The following is a 20,750-nucleotide window of genomic DNA, read 5'->3' as shown; positions in this document are numbered from 1 at the left end:
TTAACCCCGGCTCCGGTATTGATGGACAGCCTGAAGGCTCGTGTTCAGGTTCGGCAGCTCAACGGCAGCCGAACCGGTATCCACGTCCTTGACCAGCTCGCGCACCGTCTGTACGCGCTTCGACGAACTGTCGAAGTAGCGGCCCAGTGCGGCATCGGCGGCATGCAGGTCGGACTTGAGCGTCGTCTGGTTGCGCGACAGGAGCGCGAGCCGTGCCGACAGCAGGCGCAGCTTGAGGTTCTCGCGCACGAAATAGCCTTCGTCGGGCGCGATGAGCATCGCGTCGGCGTTGTCGATGCGGCGCACCTGGACAAGGCTGGCAAGCTGCTGGCCAATGCCCATGGTGAACTCACGCCACAACACCTTCCAGCGCGGCTCGCCGGTCGCCGCCGACACCTTCGCCGAATCAGGCGGCGTTGCCGCATGTGCGGCGGCATGGCCGATCGGGGCTTCGCCGGAAAGCGGCAGCGCGTCGACCTGATCGATTGCGTTGTCGAGCTTGATTGCAAGGCCCGTGAGGTCGGTAGACGGCGCCGACTTCAGCTTGTCGATGTCCTGCGCGATCGCCTTGCGCACCGTGATGACCTGCGGGCTGTCCGACGCGGCGAGGCGCGTGTCGGCACTTTGCAGCGCGAAGAGCGCAAGCTGGGTGTTGCCGGTGAGCTGCAGTTGCTGGCTCGCCGCCGACAGCATCTGGCCGACTTCCGCGAGCGTCCAGTCGTCGCGATTGCGCGCGAGATCCGAATATTGCTGCTGCAGCGCCTGCTGGCCGGCCTGCGCGTCGGCGAGCTTGCCTTCGAGTTGCGAGACCTGCGAATCGGACTGGTGAACCGTTGCGAGCGCCTGTTCGGTCTTGACGTTGAGCGCGGCGGTCAGCGCGTCGTTCGCCTGCTGACGCTGCACCAGCTGCTGCTCCATCCGGTCGACCTTGCGGTTCAGCGCGAACGCGCCGACGCCCGCCGCGCAGATCAGCACGACGATCACAAACCACAGCAGGGGTCCGCTCGCGTTGCGCGGCTTCTGCTGCGCTTCGTAAGGCGTGAAAGGCGGGTTCGGCGGCAACGGAGGCGTGGCAGCCGGCGGGATGGAGGCGGTTCTGGTGTCGTTCGAATCTGTCATGCGTGAGTGAGCCGGGTTGGACGGTACCGGTTTAACAACGGAAGCAACGGAAGCTGCAGAGGCGAGCAACGCGCGGGCAATACGCTCGTCGCCCGCGCCAGACACCGTAATCCTATCAAAACCCACTCCCCGCGCGGTCTGCGCAATGCGTGGATGGGGTGTGACGAGCATCGCGCGCTTCAACTGCACGATCTCATCGGCGGTCAGATGCTCGCGGGCCAGCTCGTCGAGATTGCGCACGCCCTCGGAACTCGTGAGGAGCCACGCGTGCGGCACGCCCGACAGCAGCGCATGCACCCGCGACCACCCGCTGATCGACGGCTCCGGCATGATGCGCCGGTAAGCCGCCACGGTCTCGACCTGGGCGCCCGCCTCACGCAGGCGGTCGGCCAGCCACTCGCGCCCGCCGTCGCCGCGCACGATCAGCACGCGCCGGCCCTCGAAGCCCCCCGCGCCGAGCGTTGCCTCGAGCGCCGTGAAGAGCGCCTCGGAATCGAAACGACCGCTGTCGTCGTCAGCGGCGACGCTCGGGCTGATCACCCGGTACGCGGGCGCTTCGACACCATGACGCGCGAGCGCCGCGACACTGCCCGGCCCGACGACACCCACCGGCAGCGCATGCGGCCAGATTGCGTCGTGATGCGCGAACGCGCGATCGACGGCGTTCGGCGACACGAAGACCACCAGCGCATAGTGTTCGAGCGATGCCAGCGCGGCACGCAGCGGCGCGGCATCCGCGACTTCGCCGATGTCGATCAACGGGAATTCGAGCGCCTCGACGCCCGCAACGGACAGTTGCGCCATCAAGGCCGCCGACTGCCCGGCAGGCCGCGTAATGACGACGGTGAACCCGGGCGGCACTGCCGTGCCGGTGGCTGCTGGCGAATCGATGTGCGCGCCGGTCGACATCACGCGCCGGTCACGTTGCCGCTCGCGGTGCTCAGCGACCGGACAATATCGAGCGCGCCCTGAGCCTCGAGCGACGCCGCCACTTCGCGACCCAGTTCGATCGCGGCACCCGCCGTGGGCGCGGGCGACGACGCCTGCGCGGTCAGCACACGCTGGCCGTCGGGTGTGGCAACCATGCCACGCAGATGCAGCGCGCCGTCGTGCCACGTCGCAAACGCGGCAAGCGGCACTTCGCAGCTGCCGCCCAGCATGCGCGACACCATGCGTTCGGCTTCGACCGCCGCAGCGGTATGTTCGTGATGGAGCGGCGCGAGCCATGCAGCGAGCTCGGCGCGATCTTCACGGATCTCGATGCCAAGCGCGCCCTGCCCGGCTGCGGGCAGGCTGTCGTCCGGATCGAGCAGCGCACGGATTCGCTCTGCAAGACCGAGCCGCTTCAGCCCCGCCGCAGCGAGAATGATCGCCGCGTAGTCGCCGCGATCCAGCTTCGAGAGCCGCGTATCGAGGTTGCCGCGTAGCGGCTGCACGACGAGTTGCGGATAACGCACACGCAGCATCGCTTCGCGGCGCAGGCTCGATGTGCCGACCACGCTGCCCGCAGGCAGCGCCGCCAGCGACTCATACGTGTTCGATACGAACGCATCGCGCGGGTCCTCGCGCTCCATGATGGTGGACAGCGCAAAGCCCGCCGGCAGTTCCATCGGCACGTCCTTGAGCGAATGCACCGCCAGATCGGCGCGGCCGTCGGCCAGCGCGCTTTCCAGTTCCTTGACGAAAAGACCCTTGCCACCGACCTTCGAAAGCGTGCGATCGAGAATCTGATCGCCACGTGTTGTCATTCCGAGGATTTTTACGTCACAAGATGGATATAATTTGTGCAGCGCACACCGCACGTGTTCAGCCTGCCACATGGCAAGGCGGCTTTCTCGCGAAGCGATCACCAGCGTGCGGGGTAGCGCTGAATGGGTCTCGGAATTCATTGCAAGGTCAGTGGAGGACGGGGTTCAATAACAATCAATGTTAGCACGCACGCCAGTGCATCTTTATCGGCCGGATGGCCGACTGGCGCGGCATCGACAGAGGAGACACGCCCTTTCCGGGTGCTGCCGCCGTATCTTCCCCACTTCCCGTACGGTCGTTCGCGCGCCGTGCGGCAGCATGCGGGATGATGCATTGCGGCGCATCGTGCGGCAACCGGCGGTTCCCCCTCCCCGTATGCCTCTTTTCGCGTGCATGCCGTTCCTGCAGTGCCGCGTCGCTGCTCGCCCGTGTTGAACCGGTGCGTGGCGGCGCCTGCGCAGTTCGTGCGCATGTGTTTTTGAAACCGCTGTTCACATCAACAGACCCTGGCTTCCCCGAGGAAACCCATCGTGACGTCTTCCGGATCGGCGCGCCCTGCCCGCCGCAATACTGCATCGCCCACCGCCTCCAAAGCCGCGAGCGCCGCTGCTGCTCCCGTCAAAGCGACGCGAACAACGAAAGCCGCTCAGCCCGCCGCCAAAGGCGTGAAGACCAGCAAAGCCGCCAAACCCGTCGCGCCCGCCAAACCAGCCAAAGCGCCGAAAACGCCGAAGGCCGGCGCTGCGCGCCCGGCGCTCGATGGCGCCCAGACAACGCTCATACCGAAGTCCGTCGCGAAAGCGGCGAACGGAGTCGCCAACGGTGCAGCAAAGAGCCGCGCACAATCACCGCTCGACATCTCGCCCGAGGCTGTCGCGACAGCGTCCGCACCGGCGAAGTCCGGCGGACGCACACGTGAAGACAAGGATCAGCCGCTCTTCCAGGACATCCGCTATCTGGGCCGTCTGCTTGGCGACGTCGTGCGTGAGCAGGAAGGCGACGCGGTCTACGAGGTCGTCGAAACGATCCGCCAGACGGCTGTGCGCTTTCGCCGCGAAGACGACAACGTCGCCGCGCAGGCGCTCGAAAAGAAGCTGCGCTCGCTGAGTCCGGAGCAGACCGTGAGCGTCGTGCGCGCGTTCAGCTACTTCTCGCACCTCGCGAATATCGCCGAAGACCGTCACCGCAATCGCCGCCACCGCATTCATGCGCTCGCGAACGCGGCGCCGCGTCCGGGCACGATGGCCTACGCGCTCGAGCGTCTGATGGAAGCCGAAGCGGCGCCGACGCCTGTCTTGCAGCAGTTCTTCAACGACGCGCTGATCGTCCCCGTGCTGACCGCGCACCCGACCGAGGTGCAGCGCAAGAGCATTCTCGACGCGGAGCACGACGTCGCGCGCCTGCTCGCCGAGCGCGACCAGCAGCTGACCGAGCGTGAGCGCGCACACAACGAAACGATGCTGCGCGCACGCGTCACGTCGCTCTGGCAGACGCGGATGCTGCGCGACGCACGTCTGACCGTCGCCGACGAAATCGAGAACGCGCTGTCGTATTACCGCGCGACGTTCCTCGAGGAAATCCCGGCGCTCTACGCCGACATCGAAGCCGCGCTGGCCGAACACGGCCTGCCCGCGCGCCTGCCGCCGTTCTTCCAGATGGGCAGCTGGATCGGCGGCGACCGCGACGGCAATCCGAACGTGAGCGCCGCGACGCTCGAACACGCGATCACGCGTCAGGCCGCGGTGATCTTCGAACACTACCTCGATCAGGTGCACAGGCTCGGCGCGGAACTGTCCGTGTCGAACCTGCTGGCCGGTTCGAGCGAAGCGCTGCAGGCGCTGACCGCCGCTTCGCCCGACGCGTCGCCGCATCGCACCGACGAGCCGTATCGCCGCGCGCTGATCGGCGTGTATGCGCGCCTCGCGGAAAGCGCGCGTGCGCGTCTGGGCGCGGGCGTCGTCGCCGCGCGCAATCACGGCAGCGCCGAGCCTTACGCCGACGCCGCCGAGTTCGCCACCGACCTGCACGTGCTGATCGATTCGCTCGCGGAGCATCACGGCGCGTCGCTTGCCGCGCCGCGTCTGTCGCCGCTCGCGCGGGCCGCCGAAGTCTTCGGCTTCCACCTCGCCAGCATCGACCTGCGTCAAAGCTCGGATGTGCACGAAGCCGTCATCGCCGAACTGCTGAAGCGCGCGGGCGTCGAGGACGACTACGCCGCGTTGTCCGAAGCCGACAAGCTGACGGTGCTGCTGAAGGAACTCGGTCAGCCGCGTCCGCTGCGCCTGCCGTACGTCGAGTATTCCGATCTCGCGAAAAGCGAACTCGGCGTGCTCGAAATGGCCCGCGTGACACGCGAGAAGTTTGGTGCGCGTGCGGTGCGCAACTACATCATTTCGCACACGGAAACCGTGAGCGATCTGGTCGAGGTCATGCTGCTGCAGAAAGAAACCGGCCTGCTGAAAGGCCTGCTCGGCAACACCGAACAGCCGGCGCACGGCGGCATCATGGTGATTCCGCTCTTCGAGACGATTCCCGATCTGCGTAACGCGCCGCACATCATGCGCGACCTGATCGCGCTGCCGGGCGTCGATTCGCTGATCGAGCATCAGGGCGGCGAGCAGGAAGTCATGCTCGGCTATTCGGACAGCAACAAGGACGGCGGCTTCCTCACGTCGAACTGGGAGCTGTATCGCGCGGAACTCGCGCTCGTGTCGCTCTTCAACGAACGCGGCGTGACGCTGCGGCTCTTCCATGGCCGCGGCGGTACAGTTGGACGCGGGGGCGGCCCGACGTATCAGGCCATCCTGTCGCAGCCGCCGGGCACGGTCGACGGCCAGATCCGTCTCACCGAACAGGGTGAAGTGATCGCGAGCAAGTTCGGCAACCCGGACATCGGCCGGCGCAATCTGGAAACGGTCGTCGCCGCGACGCTCGAAGCGTCGCTGCTGCCGCACGGCAATGCGCCCGACCAGTTGCCCGCGTTCGAAGAAACGATGCAGCAGCTGTCCGATACGGCGATGGCGTCGTATCGCGCGCTTGTCTACGAAACGCCGGGCTTCAAGGAGTATTTCTTCGAGTCGACGCCGATTTCGGAGATCGCCGAGCTGAACATCGGCAGCCGCCCGGCTTCGCGCAAGCTGCAGGATCCGAAGCAGCGCAAAATTGAAGATCTGCGCGCGATTCCGTGGGGCTTTTCGTGGGGTCAGTGCCGACTGCTCCTGACCGGCTGGTATGGCTTCGGCAGCGCGGTGGCCGCGCATCTGGACAGCGCGCCGACCGATGCCGAACGTGCACGCCGTCTGTCGCTGCTGAAGAAGATGCACAAGACGTGGCCGTTCTTCTCGAACCTGCTGTCGAACATGGACATGGTGCTGGCAAAGACCGACCTCGCGGTCGCGTCGCGCTACGCCCAGCTTGTGACCGACAAGAAACTGCGCAAGCATGTGTTCGAGCGCATCGTCGGGGAGTGGGAACGGACGTCGAAGGTGCTGTCGGAGATTACCGGCAAGACCGAACGGCTCGCCGATAACCCGCTGCTCGCACGTTCGATCAAGAACCGCTTCCCGTACCTCGATCCGCTGAACCACCTGCAGGTGGAGTTGCTGAAGCGCCACCGCGCGGGTGACCGCAACGCGCGGCTGCGACGCGGTATCCATCTGACGATCAACGGTATCGCGGCGGGCTTGCGCAATACCGGCTGATTTCACAGACCGGCTTTAAAAGCAATGTAGTTCGAAGGGCACGCTTTCCGTTTTTACCGGATCGCGTGCCCTTTCTGTTTATACGGCCTGCGTTTCGACGTAACGCCTCAGTGCGCCTCGATCATCAACGCATCGAGTTCGAACGAGCCGTCCGCCTGCACGTTGAAATACGCCCGCACTTCGTCCGGTGCGTTCGCCCAGATCGACTGGATCGCGACGATGCGCGGCTCGGGCGTACGCATCCGTTTTACCCACGCGTCGAAACCGATCGGCAGACGCCAGCGCTCGCGGATCGATGCCTTGAGGCCCGCCGCTTCGAAGAGCGCAATCCATTCGTCGCCGCGATAGTCGCGAATGTGCGAGCCATCGCGCAGCAGTTCGACTGCCTGGATGTGCGTGTCGAGCAGCGGATGATCGCTGCCCGCGATATCGATGAACAGCACGCGGCCGCCCGGCTTCAGCACACGACGCACTTCCTTCAACGCCTGCGGGACGTCGTGCCAGTGATGCGCGCTCATGCGGCTGATGACCCAGTCGAACGAGGCGTCGGCGAACGGCAGCGTTTCGGCGGCGCCCTGCTGCGTGCGGATCGTGTCGAGCCCGCGTTCGCGCGCGGCGGCAGCCACCGTTTCGAGCATCTGCGGGGCGATGTCGTACGCGACAACCGACTTCGCGTGCGGCGCCACCGCAAAGCTCGCGTGACCGGCGCCGCAACCCATGTCGAGCACCGTCGCGCCCGGCGTCGCCTGGATGGAGTCGGCCAGCGTCTGCAGATCGGCGCCCGTCGCATGCACGTGGCTTGTGAGGTAAGCGGCGGCGGTTGAGCCGAACGCGTCGGCGACCTGGTCGTGATGCTTCATGGAATGCTCCTCTGCCCGGATAAACGCGGGTCGCATACGGTTGATCGTGGGTGGAACGGCGCCTTCGCGATACACGCCGGTTCGAAAAGCGCCGTTCCAGCCGCTACAATAGAGCCCGCTCTGTACCAGTACAAGTTAAGCAATTATTCTGGTATCAACACCACCCGCCTCCACAGACATGATGAACCGGCCCCCCTCTCCCGAGCTTGTTGCGCCTCCGCTCGACGCCACGCCTGCGCGCGCGCTCGGCGACTTCATCCGCGCACATCGCGAACGGCTGTCGCCCCAGGCCGTCGGCCTGCCGCCCGGCCCGCGACGCAGAACGCCGGGGTTACGGCGCGAGGAAGTCGCGCAACTATGCGGCGTCAGCCCGACCTGGTACACGTGGATCGAACAGGGACGTCCCGTATCGGCCTCCGCCGATGCTCTCGCGCGCATTGCAGTGGCGCTGCAACTGTCGCGCGCAGAACGCGCGTATCTGTTCGAACTCGCCGCCCAGCGCGATCCCGCCGAGCCCGACCCGGCCGCCGCCGATGCGCCCGCGCGGCTTCTCGAGACCGTCCAGCTGATCGACGCGCCAGCCTACGTGCTCGACCGGCAGTGGAACGCGCTCGCCTGGAACGCGCGGGCGGCCGACCTCTTTGTCGGCTGGCTCGATGACGACCATGACCGCAACCTGCTGCGCTTCACGTTCACCGAACCCGGCGCGCGCGAGCTGATCGCCGACTGGGAGCCGCGCGCGCGGCGGCTTGCCGCCGAGTTTCGCGCCGACTCGATCCGTCACCTGAACGAAGCGCCGACGCGCACGCTGATCGATTCGCTGAGTGCCGCAAGCGACGCGTTCGCGCGTTTCTGGGCCTCGCAGGACGTGGGTGGCCGCGAAGGCGGCCGGCGGGAGTTCAACCACCCGCGCCACGGGCGCATCGTCTACGACCAGATGACGTTCAAGCCCGCGCATCGCGAAGATCTGAAGCTCGTCGTGCTCGTGCGGATGTAGGCTGTCTGGCTCGACCGTCCGCCATAACCAGTTGGTGCGCGGGTTGGCACCCTCGCCGGATGCTAAAATCGCTATCCCGATGAAATCTTTTGTACCGGCGACGTTGCTACAGGTCGCCCGCCTTTCACCGTCTCTCCACTGCCAAACATCATGACGTCCCAACTGCACAAAAAAGGCGAAGCCTGGTCGGCACGCTTCTCGGAGCCGATGTCGGAACTCGTCAAACGCTATACGTCGTCGGTTTTCTTCGACAAGCGTCTGGCGCTCGTCGACATCGAAGGCTCGCTCGCGCACGCCTCGATGCTGGCGGCGCAGAAGATCATCGCCGCCGACGACCTCGCTGCCATCCAGCGCGGCATGGCGCAGATCAAGGGTGAGATCGAGCGTGGCGAGTTCGAGTGGCAACTCGATCTGGAAGACGTCCATCTGAATATCGAAGCGCGCCTGACCGCGCTGATCGGCGACGCGGGCAAGCGCCTGCATACCGGCCGCTCGCGTAACGACCAGGTCGCGACCGATATCCGTCTGTGGCTGCGGGGCGAAATCGACCGTATCGGTGGCTTGCTGAAGGATCTGCGTGGCGCGCTCATCGATCTGGCGGAACAGAACGCGTCGACGATCATGCCGGGCTTCACGCACCTTCAGGTAGCGCAGCCGGTGACGTTCGGGCATCACCTGCTCGCTTACGTCGAAATGTTCACGCGCGATGCCGAGCGCATGCGCGACTGCCGCACGCGTGTGAACCGTCTGCCCCTAGGCGCCGCGGCGCTCGCCGGAACGAGCTATCCGATCGATCGTCATGCTGTCGCGAAGACGCTGGGCTTCGACGGCATCTGCGCGAATTCACTCGACGCAGTTTCCGACCGCGACTTCGCGATCGAATTCACGGCTGCTTCGGCGCTCGTGATGACGCACGTGTCGCGTTTTTCCGAAGAGCTCGTTTTGTGGATGAGCCCACGGGTCGGTTTTATCGATCTTGCGGATCGCTTCTGCACTGGCTCGTCGATCATGCCGCAGAAGAAGAATCCCGATGTGCCGGAACTTGCACGTGGCAAGACCGGGCGGGTGAACGGCCATTTGATGGCGCTCCTCACGCTGATGAAAGGTCAGCCGCTCGCGTACAACAAGGACAATCAGGAAGATAAAGAGCCGTTGTTCGATACTGTCGATACGGTGGCGGATACGTTGCGGATTTTTGCAGAAATGGTCGCGGGTATTTCTGTCAAGCCGGCAGCTATGCGGGCTGCTGCTCTTCAGGGATTTTCTACTGCTACCGATCTGGCTGACTATCTGGTGAAGCGTGGGTTGCCGTTTCGGGATGCTCACGAAGCTGTCGCGCTCGCCGTTCGCGTTTGCGTCGACCGGGAATGCGATCTGGCTGATCTTTCGCTCGATCAGATGCGTCACGAGTTGCCTAATGTCGCTCATCTCATCGGTGAAGACGTTTTTGAATACCTCACGCTGGAAGGCTCCGTCGCAAGCCGGAATCATCCCGGTGGAACTGCGCCTGAACAGGTTTTGAACGCTGTTCGCGTTGCTCGTGAGGGGTTGAAGTAAAGGCTTTTTTGTTTTTCTGATTCTGGGCGGGGCTGGGGTTTTCTCGGTCCGCTCTTTTTCTTTTGGCCTTTCCTTGTTGTCGTGTCGGTCTATTGGCGTTGCCCCTGTGCGGGGCAGCACCTACTTTTCTTTGTCCTTGCCAAAGAAAAGTAGGCAAAAGAAAGGCGCTTCGAGAACTCGTCTTTTCCCAGTGTGTCATCTTTGGGGAATGGCAACCCACGAAGTGTCGCCCTTGCGCTTCACGCCGGATGGGTCCCCGCGCGATTTCGTCCCCCGCGCAGTTCCGCCCGTGACACAGCATTCATCCACGCGCCTCCGCACTTCGTGCGTCAACGTTTCGTATCTCGGTCCGTCGTCTGTCGTTTGTCGCTTGTGCGGATATACGCGTTGCCCCGCTTCTCGCTTTTGCGCTCACCGTCCCTTCGCATCACCCCTGCGCCTGCGTGCCTCCCCTGCTCTGCGGCCGTTCGTCGCCTTTGGACCCGGTGACTCGCGTTTTCGGGAGTTTTCGGGATAATGGCGAATCCCCGCCCCCAGTCGTTGCCCCCGACATGATCGTTCGACCGCGCCTTCACTGGTTTCGCATGCTCCTCGCGTGGAAAGGCTCGGTTCTGCCTGAGTTGTTGCCGAGACTCTTTCTGATCTTCTGTATCTCTGTCGTCGCCGTCGCATCCCACGATCACGTCCTCAAGGTCACCGTCGATCTCAGCCCCACGCCGTTTTCCCTCGTCGGAATCGCGCTCGCCGTGTTTCTCGGCTTCCGGAACAACGCCAGCTACGACCGGTATTGGGAAGCCCGCAAGCTCTGGGGGCAGCTGCTCAACGAATCCCGCTCGCTCACCAGGCAGGCGCTCACGCTGCCGCGTGACGCAATCAATATCGAGGAGGTCCGCCTCTTCGTTCGCGTGCTCGGCGCATTCCCCCACGCGCTGCGTCATCAGTTGCGACAGACCAACCCCCAACAGGATCTCGCCGCCCGTCTGCCTGCACCCATTCTCGAAACCGTTCTGGCCGCGCGTTATCGGCCCGCCGCCATCATGCTCTGGCTCGGTCAATGGGTACAGGCGCGCTCGCGTGAAAATGCCATCGACGCGTGGGCTTCCCTCGCGTTCGATCGCAATCTGAATGGCCTGTCGGATGTTGTCGGCGGATGTGAGCGAATCGCGTCCACGCCGCTGCCGTTCGCGTACTCGGTGATGATCCACCGGACGGTCTATTTCTTCTGCGCAGCGCTGCCGTTCGGACTGGTGGACAGCATCGGTATCTTCACGCCAGTCTTCTCGGTGTTCGTCGCCTACACGTTCATGGCGCTCGAAGCCATCGCGTCGCAAATCGAAGAACCATTCGGCACCGAAGAAAATGACCTCGCCCTCGACGCAATGTCAGCGTTCATCGAAGACGCCACACGCGACCTCATCGGCGATCCGGCGCTCAAGTCCGCCACGCCTTCGCACGATCCGTTCACGTTCACCTGATGTAGCGGCGTGCCGGCGCGCATCACCGGCAGCCGGACACTGCGGTCAATCGTTGCCCACCGTCTCCGACAGCCGCTTTAGCGTCGCAACCCGCGCGCCAATGACGTCGATGCGCCCGCGTGCGTCACCCAGCGGCGTGGTCGCATCGCGAAAGCCGAGCCACGCGCGTTGCGCGCGGGCCAGCGTCGGTCGCGCCCGCGAAGGCATCTCCTTGCGCAGGCGCTGGTAGTAACGGTTCATGTCCCGGTCCGCATGCGCGCAGTCGGCATCCTGCGAACAGGCACGCAAGCGCGCCACCGGTTTATTGCCGGCATCGCCGGCATTTCCCGTGTTCGCGGCAGCGCTGCGAAGCGCCAGCGCGCGGTCACGCACAGGCTGCAGTTGCATGTCGGCTGCGAACAGCACGTACATCGTGCCCTGCGTCGTTTCGAAGACGGCCTTCAGCATCGGCGCTTCGGCCTCGCGCCACGCCTTCCAGCTTCGCTGGCTGCGTTCCCAGCCCAGCCGCCGCGATGCCGGCGCCTTCGCCAGCAGCTGCTGGTACGCGTGATCGGACGCGGACTGCCACGCGGCCCGCGCCGTTTCCATGCATTGCACCTGCCCCGCCGTCGACGACATGTCGCTTCGCGCAAGGCACGTGCGCATCGATGCATCGATCGGATCGGCCGCGGCGACTTCGGCGCGCACGGCGCCGGACATCGCCGCCAGTGTCACGACGGCGGCACACCACCCCGCGCGCGCCGCCGTCCTCAGACGCCCCTTCACCCGGCCCGCACGCAATCGACGAAATACTCGATGCGTCCGTTGATCGTTTCGCCCACCAGCCCGTGAATATCCGTGTGGAAACCCGGGAAGCGTTCGTTGAACTCGCGCGCGAACCGCAGATAGTTGACGATCGTCTTGTTGAAACGCTCGCCCGGAATCAGAAGCGGAATACCCGGCGGATACGGCGTCAACAGGATCGACGTCACGCGGCCTTCGAGCTCGTCGATCGGTACCCGGTCGATCTCGCGATGCGCCAGCTTTGCGAACGCATCGGACGGCTTCATCGCCGGCTCCATGCTCGACAGATACATCTCGGTCGTCAGACGCGCGATGTCGTTCGCACGGTAGACGCTGTGGATCTGCTCGCACAGATCGCGCAGGCCGGTGCGCTCGTACATCGGATGATGTGAGACGAATTCCGGCAACACGCGCCATAGCGGCTGGTTATTGTCGTAGTCGTCCTTGAACTGCTGGAGTTCGGTGACCATCGAGTTCCAGCGGCCCTTCGTGATGCCGATCGTGAACATGATGAAGAACGAATACAGCCCGGTCTTCTCGACGATGATGCCGTGCTCGGCCAGATACTTCGTCACGATCGCAGCCGGAATGCCCGACTCGCCGAAATCGCCATCCACGTCCAGACCCGGTGTGACGATCGTCGCCTTGATCGGGTCGAGCATGTTGAAACCCTCGGCGAGTGGGCCGAAGCCGTGCCAGCGGTCGTTCGGACGCAGCATCCAGTCTTCGCGCGAGCCGATGCCTTCTTCCGCGAACTGGTCGGGGCCCCACACCTTGAAGAACCAGTCCTCGCCGTACTCGGCGTCGACCTTGCTCATCGCCCGACGGAAATCGAGCGCCTCGGCAATCGATTCCTCGACAAGCGCGGTGCCGCCCGGCGCTTCCATCATCGCCGCCGCCACATCGCACGACGCGATGATCGCGTACTGCGGGCTCGTCGACGTATGCATCAGATACGCCTCGTTGAAACGGTGCTTGTCGAAGCGGCTGTTCTTCGAGTCCTGCACGACGATCTGCGAAGCCTGCGAAATGCCGGCCAGCAGCTTGTGCGTGGAGTGCGTCGCGAACACCATCGCGCCGATCCGCGGACGGCCGGCGCCGATCGCGTGCATGTCCTGATAGAACGCGTGGAACTCGGCGTGCGGCAGCCACGCTTCGTCGAAATGCAGCGTGTCGAGCCAGTCGCCCAGCATTTCCTTGATCATCTCGACGTTGTAGATCACGCCGTCGTACGTGCTCTGCGTGATGGTCAGAATGCGCGGCTTCAGGTTCGGATTCTTCGCGAGCGCCTCGCGCGCGAACGGATTCGCCTCGATCTTCCTGCGAATGTTTTCCGGCTCGAACTCGCTGCGCGGAATCGGGCCGATGATGCCGAAGTTATTGCGCGTCGGCGTGAGGAACACCGGAATCGAGCCCGTCATCGTGATCGCGTGCAGGATCGACTTGTGGCAGTTGCGGTCCACCAGCACGATGTCGCCGGGCGCGACCGTGCCGTGCCAGACGATCTTGTTCGACGTCGACGTGCCGTTCGTCACGAAAAACACGTGATCGGCGCTGAAAATGCGCGCGGCGTTACGTTCGGACGCGGCCACCGGACCGGTGTGGTCGAGCAGCTGGCCGAGTTCGTCGACGGCATTGCAGACGTCCGCGCGCAGCATGTTCTCGCCGAAGAACTGGTGGAACATCTGGCCGAGCGGGCTCTTCAGGAACGCGACGCCACCCGAGTGGCCCGGGCAGTGCCACGAATACGAGCCTTCTTCCGCGTACTGCACCAGCTCCTTGAAGAACGGCGGCGCGAGCGAGTCCAGATACACCTTGGTCTCACGGATGATGTGGCGCGCGACGAACTCCGGCGTGTCCTCGAACATGTGGATGAAGCCGTGCAGTTCGCGCAGGATGTCGTTCGGCAGATGGCGCGACGTGCGCGTTTCGCCGTACAGGAAAATCGGGATATCGGCGTTGCGGCGGCGCACTTCGGTCACGAACGCGCGCAGCGCGACGATCGCGGCGGCAAGCTCAGGCGTCTCGCCCTCGACCACGACGTTGTCGACATATGGCAGCAGTTCATCGTCGTCGATCGACAGGATGAAGCACGACGCACGACTCGACTGCTGGGCAAACGAGGTCAGGTCGCCATAGCTCGTGAGCCCGAGCACTTCCGCGCCTTCTTTCTCGATGGCTTCGGCCAGTGCCCGGATGCCGGAACCCGAGATATTCTCGGAGCGGAAATCTTCGTCGATGATGACGACGGGAAAACGAAACTTCATGGGCGATTCTCCAAAAAGAACGACCGCTGCTTCTGATGCGCAGCGGTCACCCGAAATGCCGGTGAGTCAATGCGCGTGGCGCGTTACGTTTTAGGCAACGTGACGCCGTGCTGACCTTGATATTTGCCGCCGCGATCCGCGTACGACGTCTCACAAATCTCGTCGCTTTCGAAAAACAGCACCTGCGCGACGCCTTCGTTCGCGTAGATTTTGGCAGGCAAAGGTGTCGTATTCGAGAATTCGAGCGTGACGTGCCCTTCCCATTCCGGTTCGAACGGCGTCACGTTCACGATGATGCCGCAGCGCGCATACGTGGACTTGCCGAGGCAGACGGTCAGGACGCTGCGCGGAATACGGAAGTATTCGACGGTGCGCGCGAGCGCGAACGAATTCGGCGGGATGATGCAGACGTCGCCCTTGAAGTCGACGAACGATTTTTCGTCGAAGTTCTTCGGGTCGACGATCGTCGAATTGATGTTCGTGAAGATCTTGAATTCGTCGGCGCAGCGGATGTCGTAGCCGTAGCTCGAGGTGCCGTAGCTGACGATCTTCCGGCCGTCTTCGGAGACGCGGACCTGATCGGGCGCAAACGGCTCGATCATGTTGTGCGACGCGGCCATGCGCCGGATCCACTTGTCGGATTTGATGGTCATAGTTGAACGCTGCCTGACGGATAAAAGCCGGATTAAAGCCCGACGTAAGCAAGTGAAAGCCCGATAAGGCCGGACCACTGGCCAGACCGGAAGCCGGCTGGCAGGCGGTGATCCACGCGCTGCCCGGCTGGCGGCCGACGAAAGGCGCTTATTTTACGCGATCGAACGAAGGCTGCCGGTTGTGGCGAATTTCACTGCCGGATCAGCCCGCACGCGAGTGGGACACCCGCGCCATGCTGCGGATACGCATACGGGTCGCTCGCGTCGCGATGCAGCAGCACCGAGCGCTGTACGACCGAGCGCACGCCGTCGAGCGAGACCTCCGGCGCCACGATAAAGCCGCTCGCCACGCCATTCGAATCCGCATGAATGTTGCCGAGATCGCCTTCGACGCGTGCACCGGCCTTGAGCCGCTCCGCACCTGGCGAGAAAATCGCGCCGGCGCTCGAACCGTCGGAGGCGTTGCAGTCGCCGCGCTCGTGGATCTGCAGTGCGTGATCGCTGTTCGGCGGCAGGCCCGCCAGGTTATACGTCACCTGCACGCCGTCCGAACGCTCGATGAACGTCACGGTGCCGCGCGCCAGATTGCCTGCGGTGGGCTGCAACTGCGCGTCGGCGCGCTTTTCCTGTGGTCTCAGGAATGAAGTGCAGCCGCACAGAAGCAGGCTGCTGGCAGCCAGGACGATGAACGCATGCATCGCCTGTCCGTCGATTCGTAGTCTCATGCGATCCTCTTGTCGGCCGGCGACCGCCCCTGCGGCCGCCCTGCCCGACCTCGAAGCCGACATGATACCGCGCCGGCCTCACGCGTTGACGCATGTCTCATACCTGCCGGACGGCTAACGCAAGCCGGTGCCCGGACCGACCCGCGCCGGGTGCGAAATGCTCAGGTGTTCTGCACGACGATATTGGGGAATTTCGACGTCATGTCGCGCGCGCGTTCGGCGATATGGATCGCCACCTTGCGCGCAATCGAGCGGTAGATATCGGCGATTCGGCCATCTGGATCGGCCACCACCGTCGGCTGGCCGGAGTCGGCCTGCTCCCGGATCGCGATATCGAGCGGCAGGCTGCCGAGCACATCGACGCCGTACTCCTTGCCCATGCGCTCGCCACCGCCGGCACCGAAAATATGCTCTTCGTGACCGCAGTTCGAACAGATATGCATCCCCATGTTCTCGACGATGCCAAGAATCGGAATGCCCACCTTCTCGAACATCTTGAGTCCCTTCTTCGCGTCGAGGAGCGCGATGTCCTGCGGCGTCGTGACGATCACCGCGCCCGTCACGGGCACGCGCTGCGACAGCGTCAGCTGGATGTCGCCCGTACCCGGCGGCATGTCGACGATCAGATAGTCGAGATCCTGCCAGTTCGTCTGCCGCAGCAGCTGTTCGAGCGCCGACGTCGCCATCGGGCCGCGCCACACCATCGGATTGTCCTGGTCGACCAGAAAGCCGATCGAATTGGCCTGCACGCCGTGACCGGTCATCGGGTTCATCGACTGCCCGTCCGGCGATTCCGGCCGGCCCTCGATGCCCAGCATCATCGGCAGCGACGGGCCGTAAATGTCGGCGTCCAGAATGCCGACCGAGGCGCCATCGCTTGCGAGCGCGAGCGCGAGATTGACGGCGGTCGTGCTCTTGCCGACGCCGCCCTTGCCCGATGCCACGGCCACGATGTTCTTCACGTTCGGCAACAGTTTGACGCCACGTTGCACGGTATGCGCGGCGATCTGCTGCGACACCTGCACGCGCACATCCGCGACGCCCGGCACCGCGCGCAGCGCGCCGGCGACCACTGCTTCGATCGCTGCGAACTGACGTTTGGCCGGATAGCCGAGTACCACATCGACGCTGACCGTTGCATCATCGACGGAAACGTTCTTGAAGTTCTTCGCTGCCGCGAACGGGCGGCCGGTGTTAGGGTCAGCGACAGCCGCGAGTGCAGCGTCGACCAATGCCCGATCGATACTCATTGAAACTCCGGGAACACAAGTGGCACGCTCGGATCGAACCGTCGCCGGCCACAGGAAATTGAAAGAAATTGTTGCATGGCATTGCGAAAACCAGGCTCGCCGGGCACGCTTCGGCGGCTATTGTCTGCAGGGCCAAATCACCACGCCATCACCCGCCATTGTAGTGGCTGGGGCGCGGCCTTGCCTGAAGTCCCTTTTCCGCTGTCGGCGCAGGCGTCCTGCCCCGGCATCCTGACAGAATCATCGACGTCCGGTTTTTTGAAGAGAGGAACCAAAATGAACACGAAAATCATCAGCCGTCTTACGGTGTTTGCGCTTGCAGGCGCACTGCTCGCGGGCTGCGCGACCGAACAGGGTACCAACACGGCTGTCGGCACGGGTGTAGGCGCGGCAACGGGTGCGGGACTTGGCGCAATCTTCGGCGGCGGCAAGGGTGCTGCGATCGGCGCGGGCGTCGGCGCTGCGGTTGGCGGCATCACCGGCTACAACTGGCAGGCGATTCACAACAAGCTCTCGGGCGCCACGAAGGGCACCGGCACGCAGATCACCGAGCAGCCCGACGGCTCGCTCAAGCTGAACATTCCGAGCTCGGTCACGTTCGACACCAACAGCTACGCGATCAAGCCTTCGTTTGCGCCGGTGCTGGACCAGGTCGCCCAGACGCTCGCCCAGAGCCCGGAAGTGATCGCGCAGGTGGTCGGCCATACGGACAGCACGGGCCAGCCGGCGTACAACCAGACGCTTTCGGTGAACCGCGCGCAAAGCGTGGTGAACTATCTGTCGACGCATGGCGTCGCGCCGCAACGTCTGTCGGCGCAGGGCATGGGCTCGACGCAGCCGGTCGCGGATAACAGCACGGAAGCGGGCCGCGCCCAGAACCGTCGCGTCGAAATCTATCTGCGCGCAACGGCGCAGCCGGGTCAGGCGCCGAAGTAACCCCATCCCGATGAGGGGAAAGGCTGGCCGGGCAGCCCGCACGGCTGCCCGGGCATCGATCTGAAATGCCGGCCAGCGGATAACACCCGCAAATCGAAAAATATTTCGAACTCTGCTGAAAATCCGCTGTCTCTCTTTACGGTACGTGGCTGGCGATGCCGCCGCGTCACCATTCTCCTCTTGTCGTTGTTGCTCCGGGGCCCATTTGCCCCGGTTTTTTTTGGGCGTCTGCTTTTCAGCTAATCGCCCGAACAGAACGCTGCAAGCGCGCCGTTGCGCCGATGCTGCCGGCCCTCTTCGCCGTCCCTCGTCCAGATGTGCCGCCGCCTCTGCCGCAGCGCATTCTCCGTTTCTCTGGCCATCCGGCCAGGGCCGCGCTGGCAGGCCCGCCCTGCTAGAATCGAAGTTTCGTCCTTCCGCAAGCCCCAGAATCCCTATGTCAGCACCCGCTACCGATCTCACTGCAGGCACGCCGCCGGGCCGTCGCCAGATTCTCGTCACGTCCGCGCTTCCGTACGCGAACGGGCAGATTCATATTGGCCACCTCGTCGAATACATCCAGACGGACATCTGGGTCCGCTCGATGCGCATGCACGGACACGAGATCTACTACGTGGGCGCCGACGACACACATGGCACGCCGGTCATGCTGCGCGCGGAAAAGGAAGGCATCACGCCGAAGCAGCTGATCGACCGCGTCTGGACGGAACACAAGCGCGATTTCGACAGCTTCGGCATTTCCTTCGACAACTACTATTCGACGGACTCGGAAGAGAACCGCGTCCTGAGCGAATCGGTCTACGTCGCACTGCGCGAGGCCGGTCTGATCGAGGCGCGCGATATCGAACAGGCGTATGACCCGGTCAAGGAAATGTTCCTGCCGGACCGCTTCATCAAGGGCGAGTGCCCGAAATGCGGCGCGAAGGACCAGTACGGCGACAGTTGCGAAGTGTGCGGCTCGACCTATTTGCCGACCGATCTGGTCAACCCGTATTCGGTCGTCTCGGGCGCTACACCGGTCCGCAAGACGTCGACACATTATTTCTTCCGGCTTTCCGACCCGCGCTGCGAAAACTTCCTGCGCGGCTGGGTAGGCGGTCTGGCGCAGCCGGAAGCCACCAACAAGATGCGCGAATGGCTTGGCGATTCGGGCGAAGCGAAGCTCGCCGACTGGGACATCTCACGCGACGCGCCCTACTTCGGTTTCGAGATTCCGGGCGCGCCCGGCAAGTACTTCTACGTGTGGCTCGATGCGCCGGTCGGTTACTACGCGAGCTTCAAGAATCTCGCGGAAAAGCGCGGCATCGATTTCGACGCGTGGACGCGCAAGGGGTCGACGGCCGAGCAGTATCACTTCATCGGCAAGGACATCCTGTACTTCCACACGCTGTTCTGGCCGGCGATGCTCGAATTCTCGGGCCATCGCACGCCGACCAACGTGTTCGCGCACGGCTTCCTGACGGTGGACGGCGCGAAGATGTCGAAGTCGCGCGGCACGTTCATCACAGCGCAAAGCGTGATCGACACAGGCCTGAATCCGGAGTGGCTGCGTTACTACTTCGCGGCCAAGCTCAACAGCACGATGGAAGACCTCGACCTGAACCTCGATGACTTCCAGGCGCGCGTGAACAGCGACCTCGTCGGCAAGTACGTGAATATCGCGAGCCGCGCGGCAGGATTCCTGATCAAGCGCTTCGACGGCCGCATCCAGGACAGCGCGATGCAGCATCCGCTGCTCGCAACGTTGCGCGCCGCCATCCCGCAGATCGCCGCGAACTACGAGGCACGCGAGTACAACCGCGCGCTGCGTCAAACGATGGAGCTCGCCGACGCCGTCAACGGCTACGTCGATACAGCCAAGCCGTGGGACCAGGCCAAAGACCCGGCGAACGCCGTCGCGCTGCACGAAACCTGCTCGGTGAGCATCGAGGCGTTCCGGTTGCTGTCGCTGGCGCTGAAGCCGGTTTTGCCGAAGCTGGTCGAAGGCGTCGAGGCGTTCCTCGCCATCGAGCCGCTCAAGTGGTCGGATGCCTCGGTGCCGCTCAGCTCGGCACGCGCGATCAACGCGTACAAACACCTGATGACACGCGTCGATCCGAAGCAGATCGAGGCGCTGCTGGAGGCGAATCGCGACTCGCTGCAAGCCACGGAATCCGCCGCGCCCACCGCCGACGAAAAGGCCAAAGCCAAAGCTAAAGCCAAGGCTGCGGCGTCGAACGGCAAGTCGGAGAACCAGGCCAACGCGGAAGAATCGCCGTTCATCTCGATCGACGATTTCGCGAAAATCGATTTGCGGATTGCGAAGATCGTCGAATGTCGCGCGGTCGAAGGGTCGGACAAGCTGCTGCAACTGACGCTCGACGTCGGCGAAGAAAAGACCCGCAACGTCTTTTCGGGCATCAAGTCGGCGTATCAGCCGGAACAGCTCGTCGGCAAGCTGACCGTAATGGTCGCCAATCTGGCGCCGCGCAAGATGAAGTTCGGTCTGTCGGAAGGCATGGTGCTCGCGGCATCGGCGGCTGACGAGAAAGCCGAACCGGGCATCTACGTGCTCGAACCGGACAGTGGTGCAAAGCCCGGCATGCGCGTGAAGTAACGTTCGAATCAGTACACATTGAAGGCGCGCCGGCCAGGCGCCTTCGGCTCAGAAAAAAGCACGTCCGCGGACGTGCTTTTTT

Annotated in this window: 14 protein-coding genes; 6 read left to right on the top strand and 8 right to left on the bottom strand. The window is 64.0% G+C overall.

Annotated elements, in window-relative coordinates:
- The gene (gene hemDX / locus LPA36_RS03275) at window positions 1-2,028 is read right to left on the bottom strand and encodes a fused uroporphyrinogen-III synthase HemD/membrane protein HemX (RefSeq protein WP_228874884.1); all 2,028 of its coding nucleotides are present in this window, start codon (window positions 2,026-2,028) and stop codon (window positions 1-3) included.
- A complete protein-coding gene (hemC, locus tag LPA36_RS03270; RefSeq protein WP_228874701.1) occupies window positions 2,028-3,008 on the bottom strand; it encodes a hydroxymethylbilane synthase in 981 nt (326 codons plus the stop codon). The genes hemDX and hemC overlap by 1 nt, the downstream gene beginning before the upstream one ends.
- Window positions 3,009-3,398: 390 nt before the next feature.
- Between hemC and ppc the strand changes: the two genes are divergently transcribed.
- Window positions 3,399-6,569 (top strand): phosphoenolpyruvate carboxylase, encoded by a 3,171-nt coding sequence (gene ppc, locus LPA36_RS03265; protein ID WP_228874700.1) that lies wholly within the window; start codon window positions 3,399-3,401, stop codon window positions 6,567-6,569.
- A gap of 107 nt (window positions 6,570-6,676) precedes the next feature.
- Here ppc and LPA36_RS03260 read toward each other — a convergent pair whose 3' ends face one another.
- On the bottom strand, window positions 6,677-7,429 hold the full coding sequence (locus LPA36_RS03260) for a class I SAM-dependent methyltransferase (protein ID WP_228874699.1): 753 nt from the start codon (window positions 7,427-7,429) through the stop codon (window positions 6,677-6,679).
- A 181-nt stretch (window positions 7,430-7,610) separates the two neighbouring features.
- On the opposite strand from LPA36_RS03260, the gene LPA36_RS03255 reads away from it, so the two are divergent.
- The 3 genes from LPA36_RS03255 to LPA36_RS03245 all read left to right on the top strand — a co-directional run bounded on the left by LPA36_RS03255 (window position 7,611) and on the right by LPA36_RS03245 (window position 11,458).
- The gene (locus LPA36_RS03255) at window positions 7,611-8,426 is read left to right on the top strand and encodes a helix-turn-helix transcriptional regulator (RefSeq protein ID WP_228874883.1); all 816 of its coding nucleotides are present in this window, start codon (window positions 7,611-7,613) and stop codon (window positions 8,424-8,426) included.
- Window positions 8,427-8,576: 150 nt separating this feature from the next.
- Window positions 8,577-9,983, top strand: a complete 1,407-nt coding sequence (argH, locus tag LPA36_RS03250; RefSeq protein WP_228874698.1) for an argininosuccinate lyase — start codon at window positions 8,577-8,579, stop codon at window positions 9,981-9,983.
- Between the two features lie 551 nt (window positions 9,984-10,534).
- Window positions 10,535-11,458 (top strand): bestrophin family protein, encoded by a 924-nt coding sequence (locus LPA36_RS03245; RefSeq protein ID WP_228874697.1) that lies wholly within the window; start codon window positions 10,535-10,537, stop codon window positions 11,456-11,458.
- A gap of 45 nt (window positions 11,459-11,503) precedes the next feature.
- On the opposite strand, the gene LPA36_RS03240 is transcribed toward LPA36_RS03245, so the two are convergent.
- The 5 genes from LPA36_RS03240 to apbC form a co-directional block, all read right to left on the bottom strand.
- The gene (locus tag LPA36_RS03240) at window positions 11,504-12,157 is read right to left on the bottom strand and encodes a lysozyme inhibitor LprI family protein (RefSeq protein WP_228874882.1); all 654 of its coding nucleotides are present in this window, start codon (window positions 12,155-12,157) and stop codon (window positions 11,504-11,506) included.
- 62 nt (window positions 12,158-12,219) lie between these two features.
- Window positions 12,220-14,508 (bottom strand): arginine/lysine/ornithine decarboxylase, encoded by a 2,289-nt coding sequence (locus tag LPA36_RS03235; protein ID WP_228874696.1) that lies wholly within the window; start codon window positions 14,506-14,508, stop codon window positions 12,220-12,222.
- Window positions 14,509-14,591: 83 nt separating this feature from the next.
- A complete protein-coding gene (gene dcd / locus LPA36_RS03230; protein WP_012432068.1) occupies window positions 14,592-15,161 on the bottom strand; it encodes a dCTP deaminase in 570 nt (189 codons plus the stop codon).
- A 191-nt stretch (window positions 15,162-15,352) separates the two neighbouring features.
- Window positions 15,353-15,886, bottom strand: coding sequence for a superoxide dismutase family protein (locus LPA36_RS03225; RefSeq protein WP_228874695.1), 534 nt, complete (start codon window positions 15,884-15,886; stop codon window positions 15,353-15,355).
- Window positions 15,887-16,047: 161 nt separating this feature from the next.
- Window positions 16,048-17,136 (bottom strand): iron-sulfur cluster carrier protein ApbC, encoded by a 1,089-nt coding sequence (gene apbC / locus LPA36_RS03220; RefSeq protein ID WP_228874694.1) that lies wholly within the window; start codon window positions 17,134-17,136, stop codon window positions 16,048-16,050.
- 276 nt (window positions 17,137-17,412) lie between these two features.
- Here apbC and LPA36_RS03215 point away from each other — a divergent pair, with 276 nt between their 5' ends.
- Together LPA36_RS03215 and metG are read left to right on the top strand one after the other, a co-directional pair.
- Complete coding sequence (locus LPA36_RS03215) at window positions 17,413-18,072, top strand: OmpA family protein (protein ID WP_228874693.1); 660 nt, start codon at window positions 17,413-17,415, stop codon at window positions 18,070-18,072.
- A 436-nt stretch (window positions 18,073-18,508) separates the two neighbouring features.
- Window positions 18,509-20,668 carry a methionine--tRNA ligase gene (gene metG, locus LPA36_RS03210; RefSeq protein WP_228874692.1) on the top strand — a complete coding sequence of 720 codons (2,160 nt, stop codon included), beginning with the start codon at window positions 18,509-18,511 and terminating at the stop codon, window positions 20,666-20,668.
- Window positions 20,669-20,750: the final 82 nt, after the last annotated feature.

It is taken from the genome of Paraburkholderia saeva (genome assembly GCF_907164555.1).
Taxonomy (GTDB): Bacteria; Pseudomonadota; Gammaproteobacteria; order Burkholderiales; family Burkholderiaceae; genus Paraburkholderia; species Paraburkholderia saeva.
Note: the sequence above shows the minus strand (reverse complement) of the source record. Positions and strands in the feature narration are given on the sequence as shown.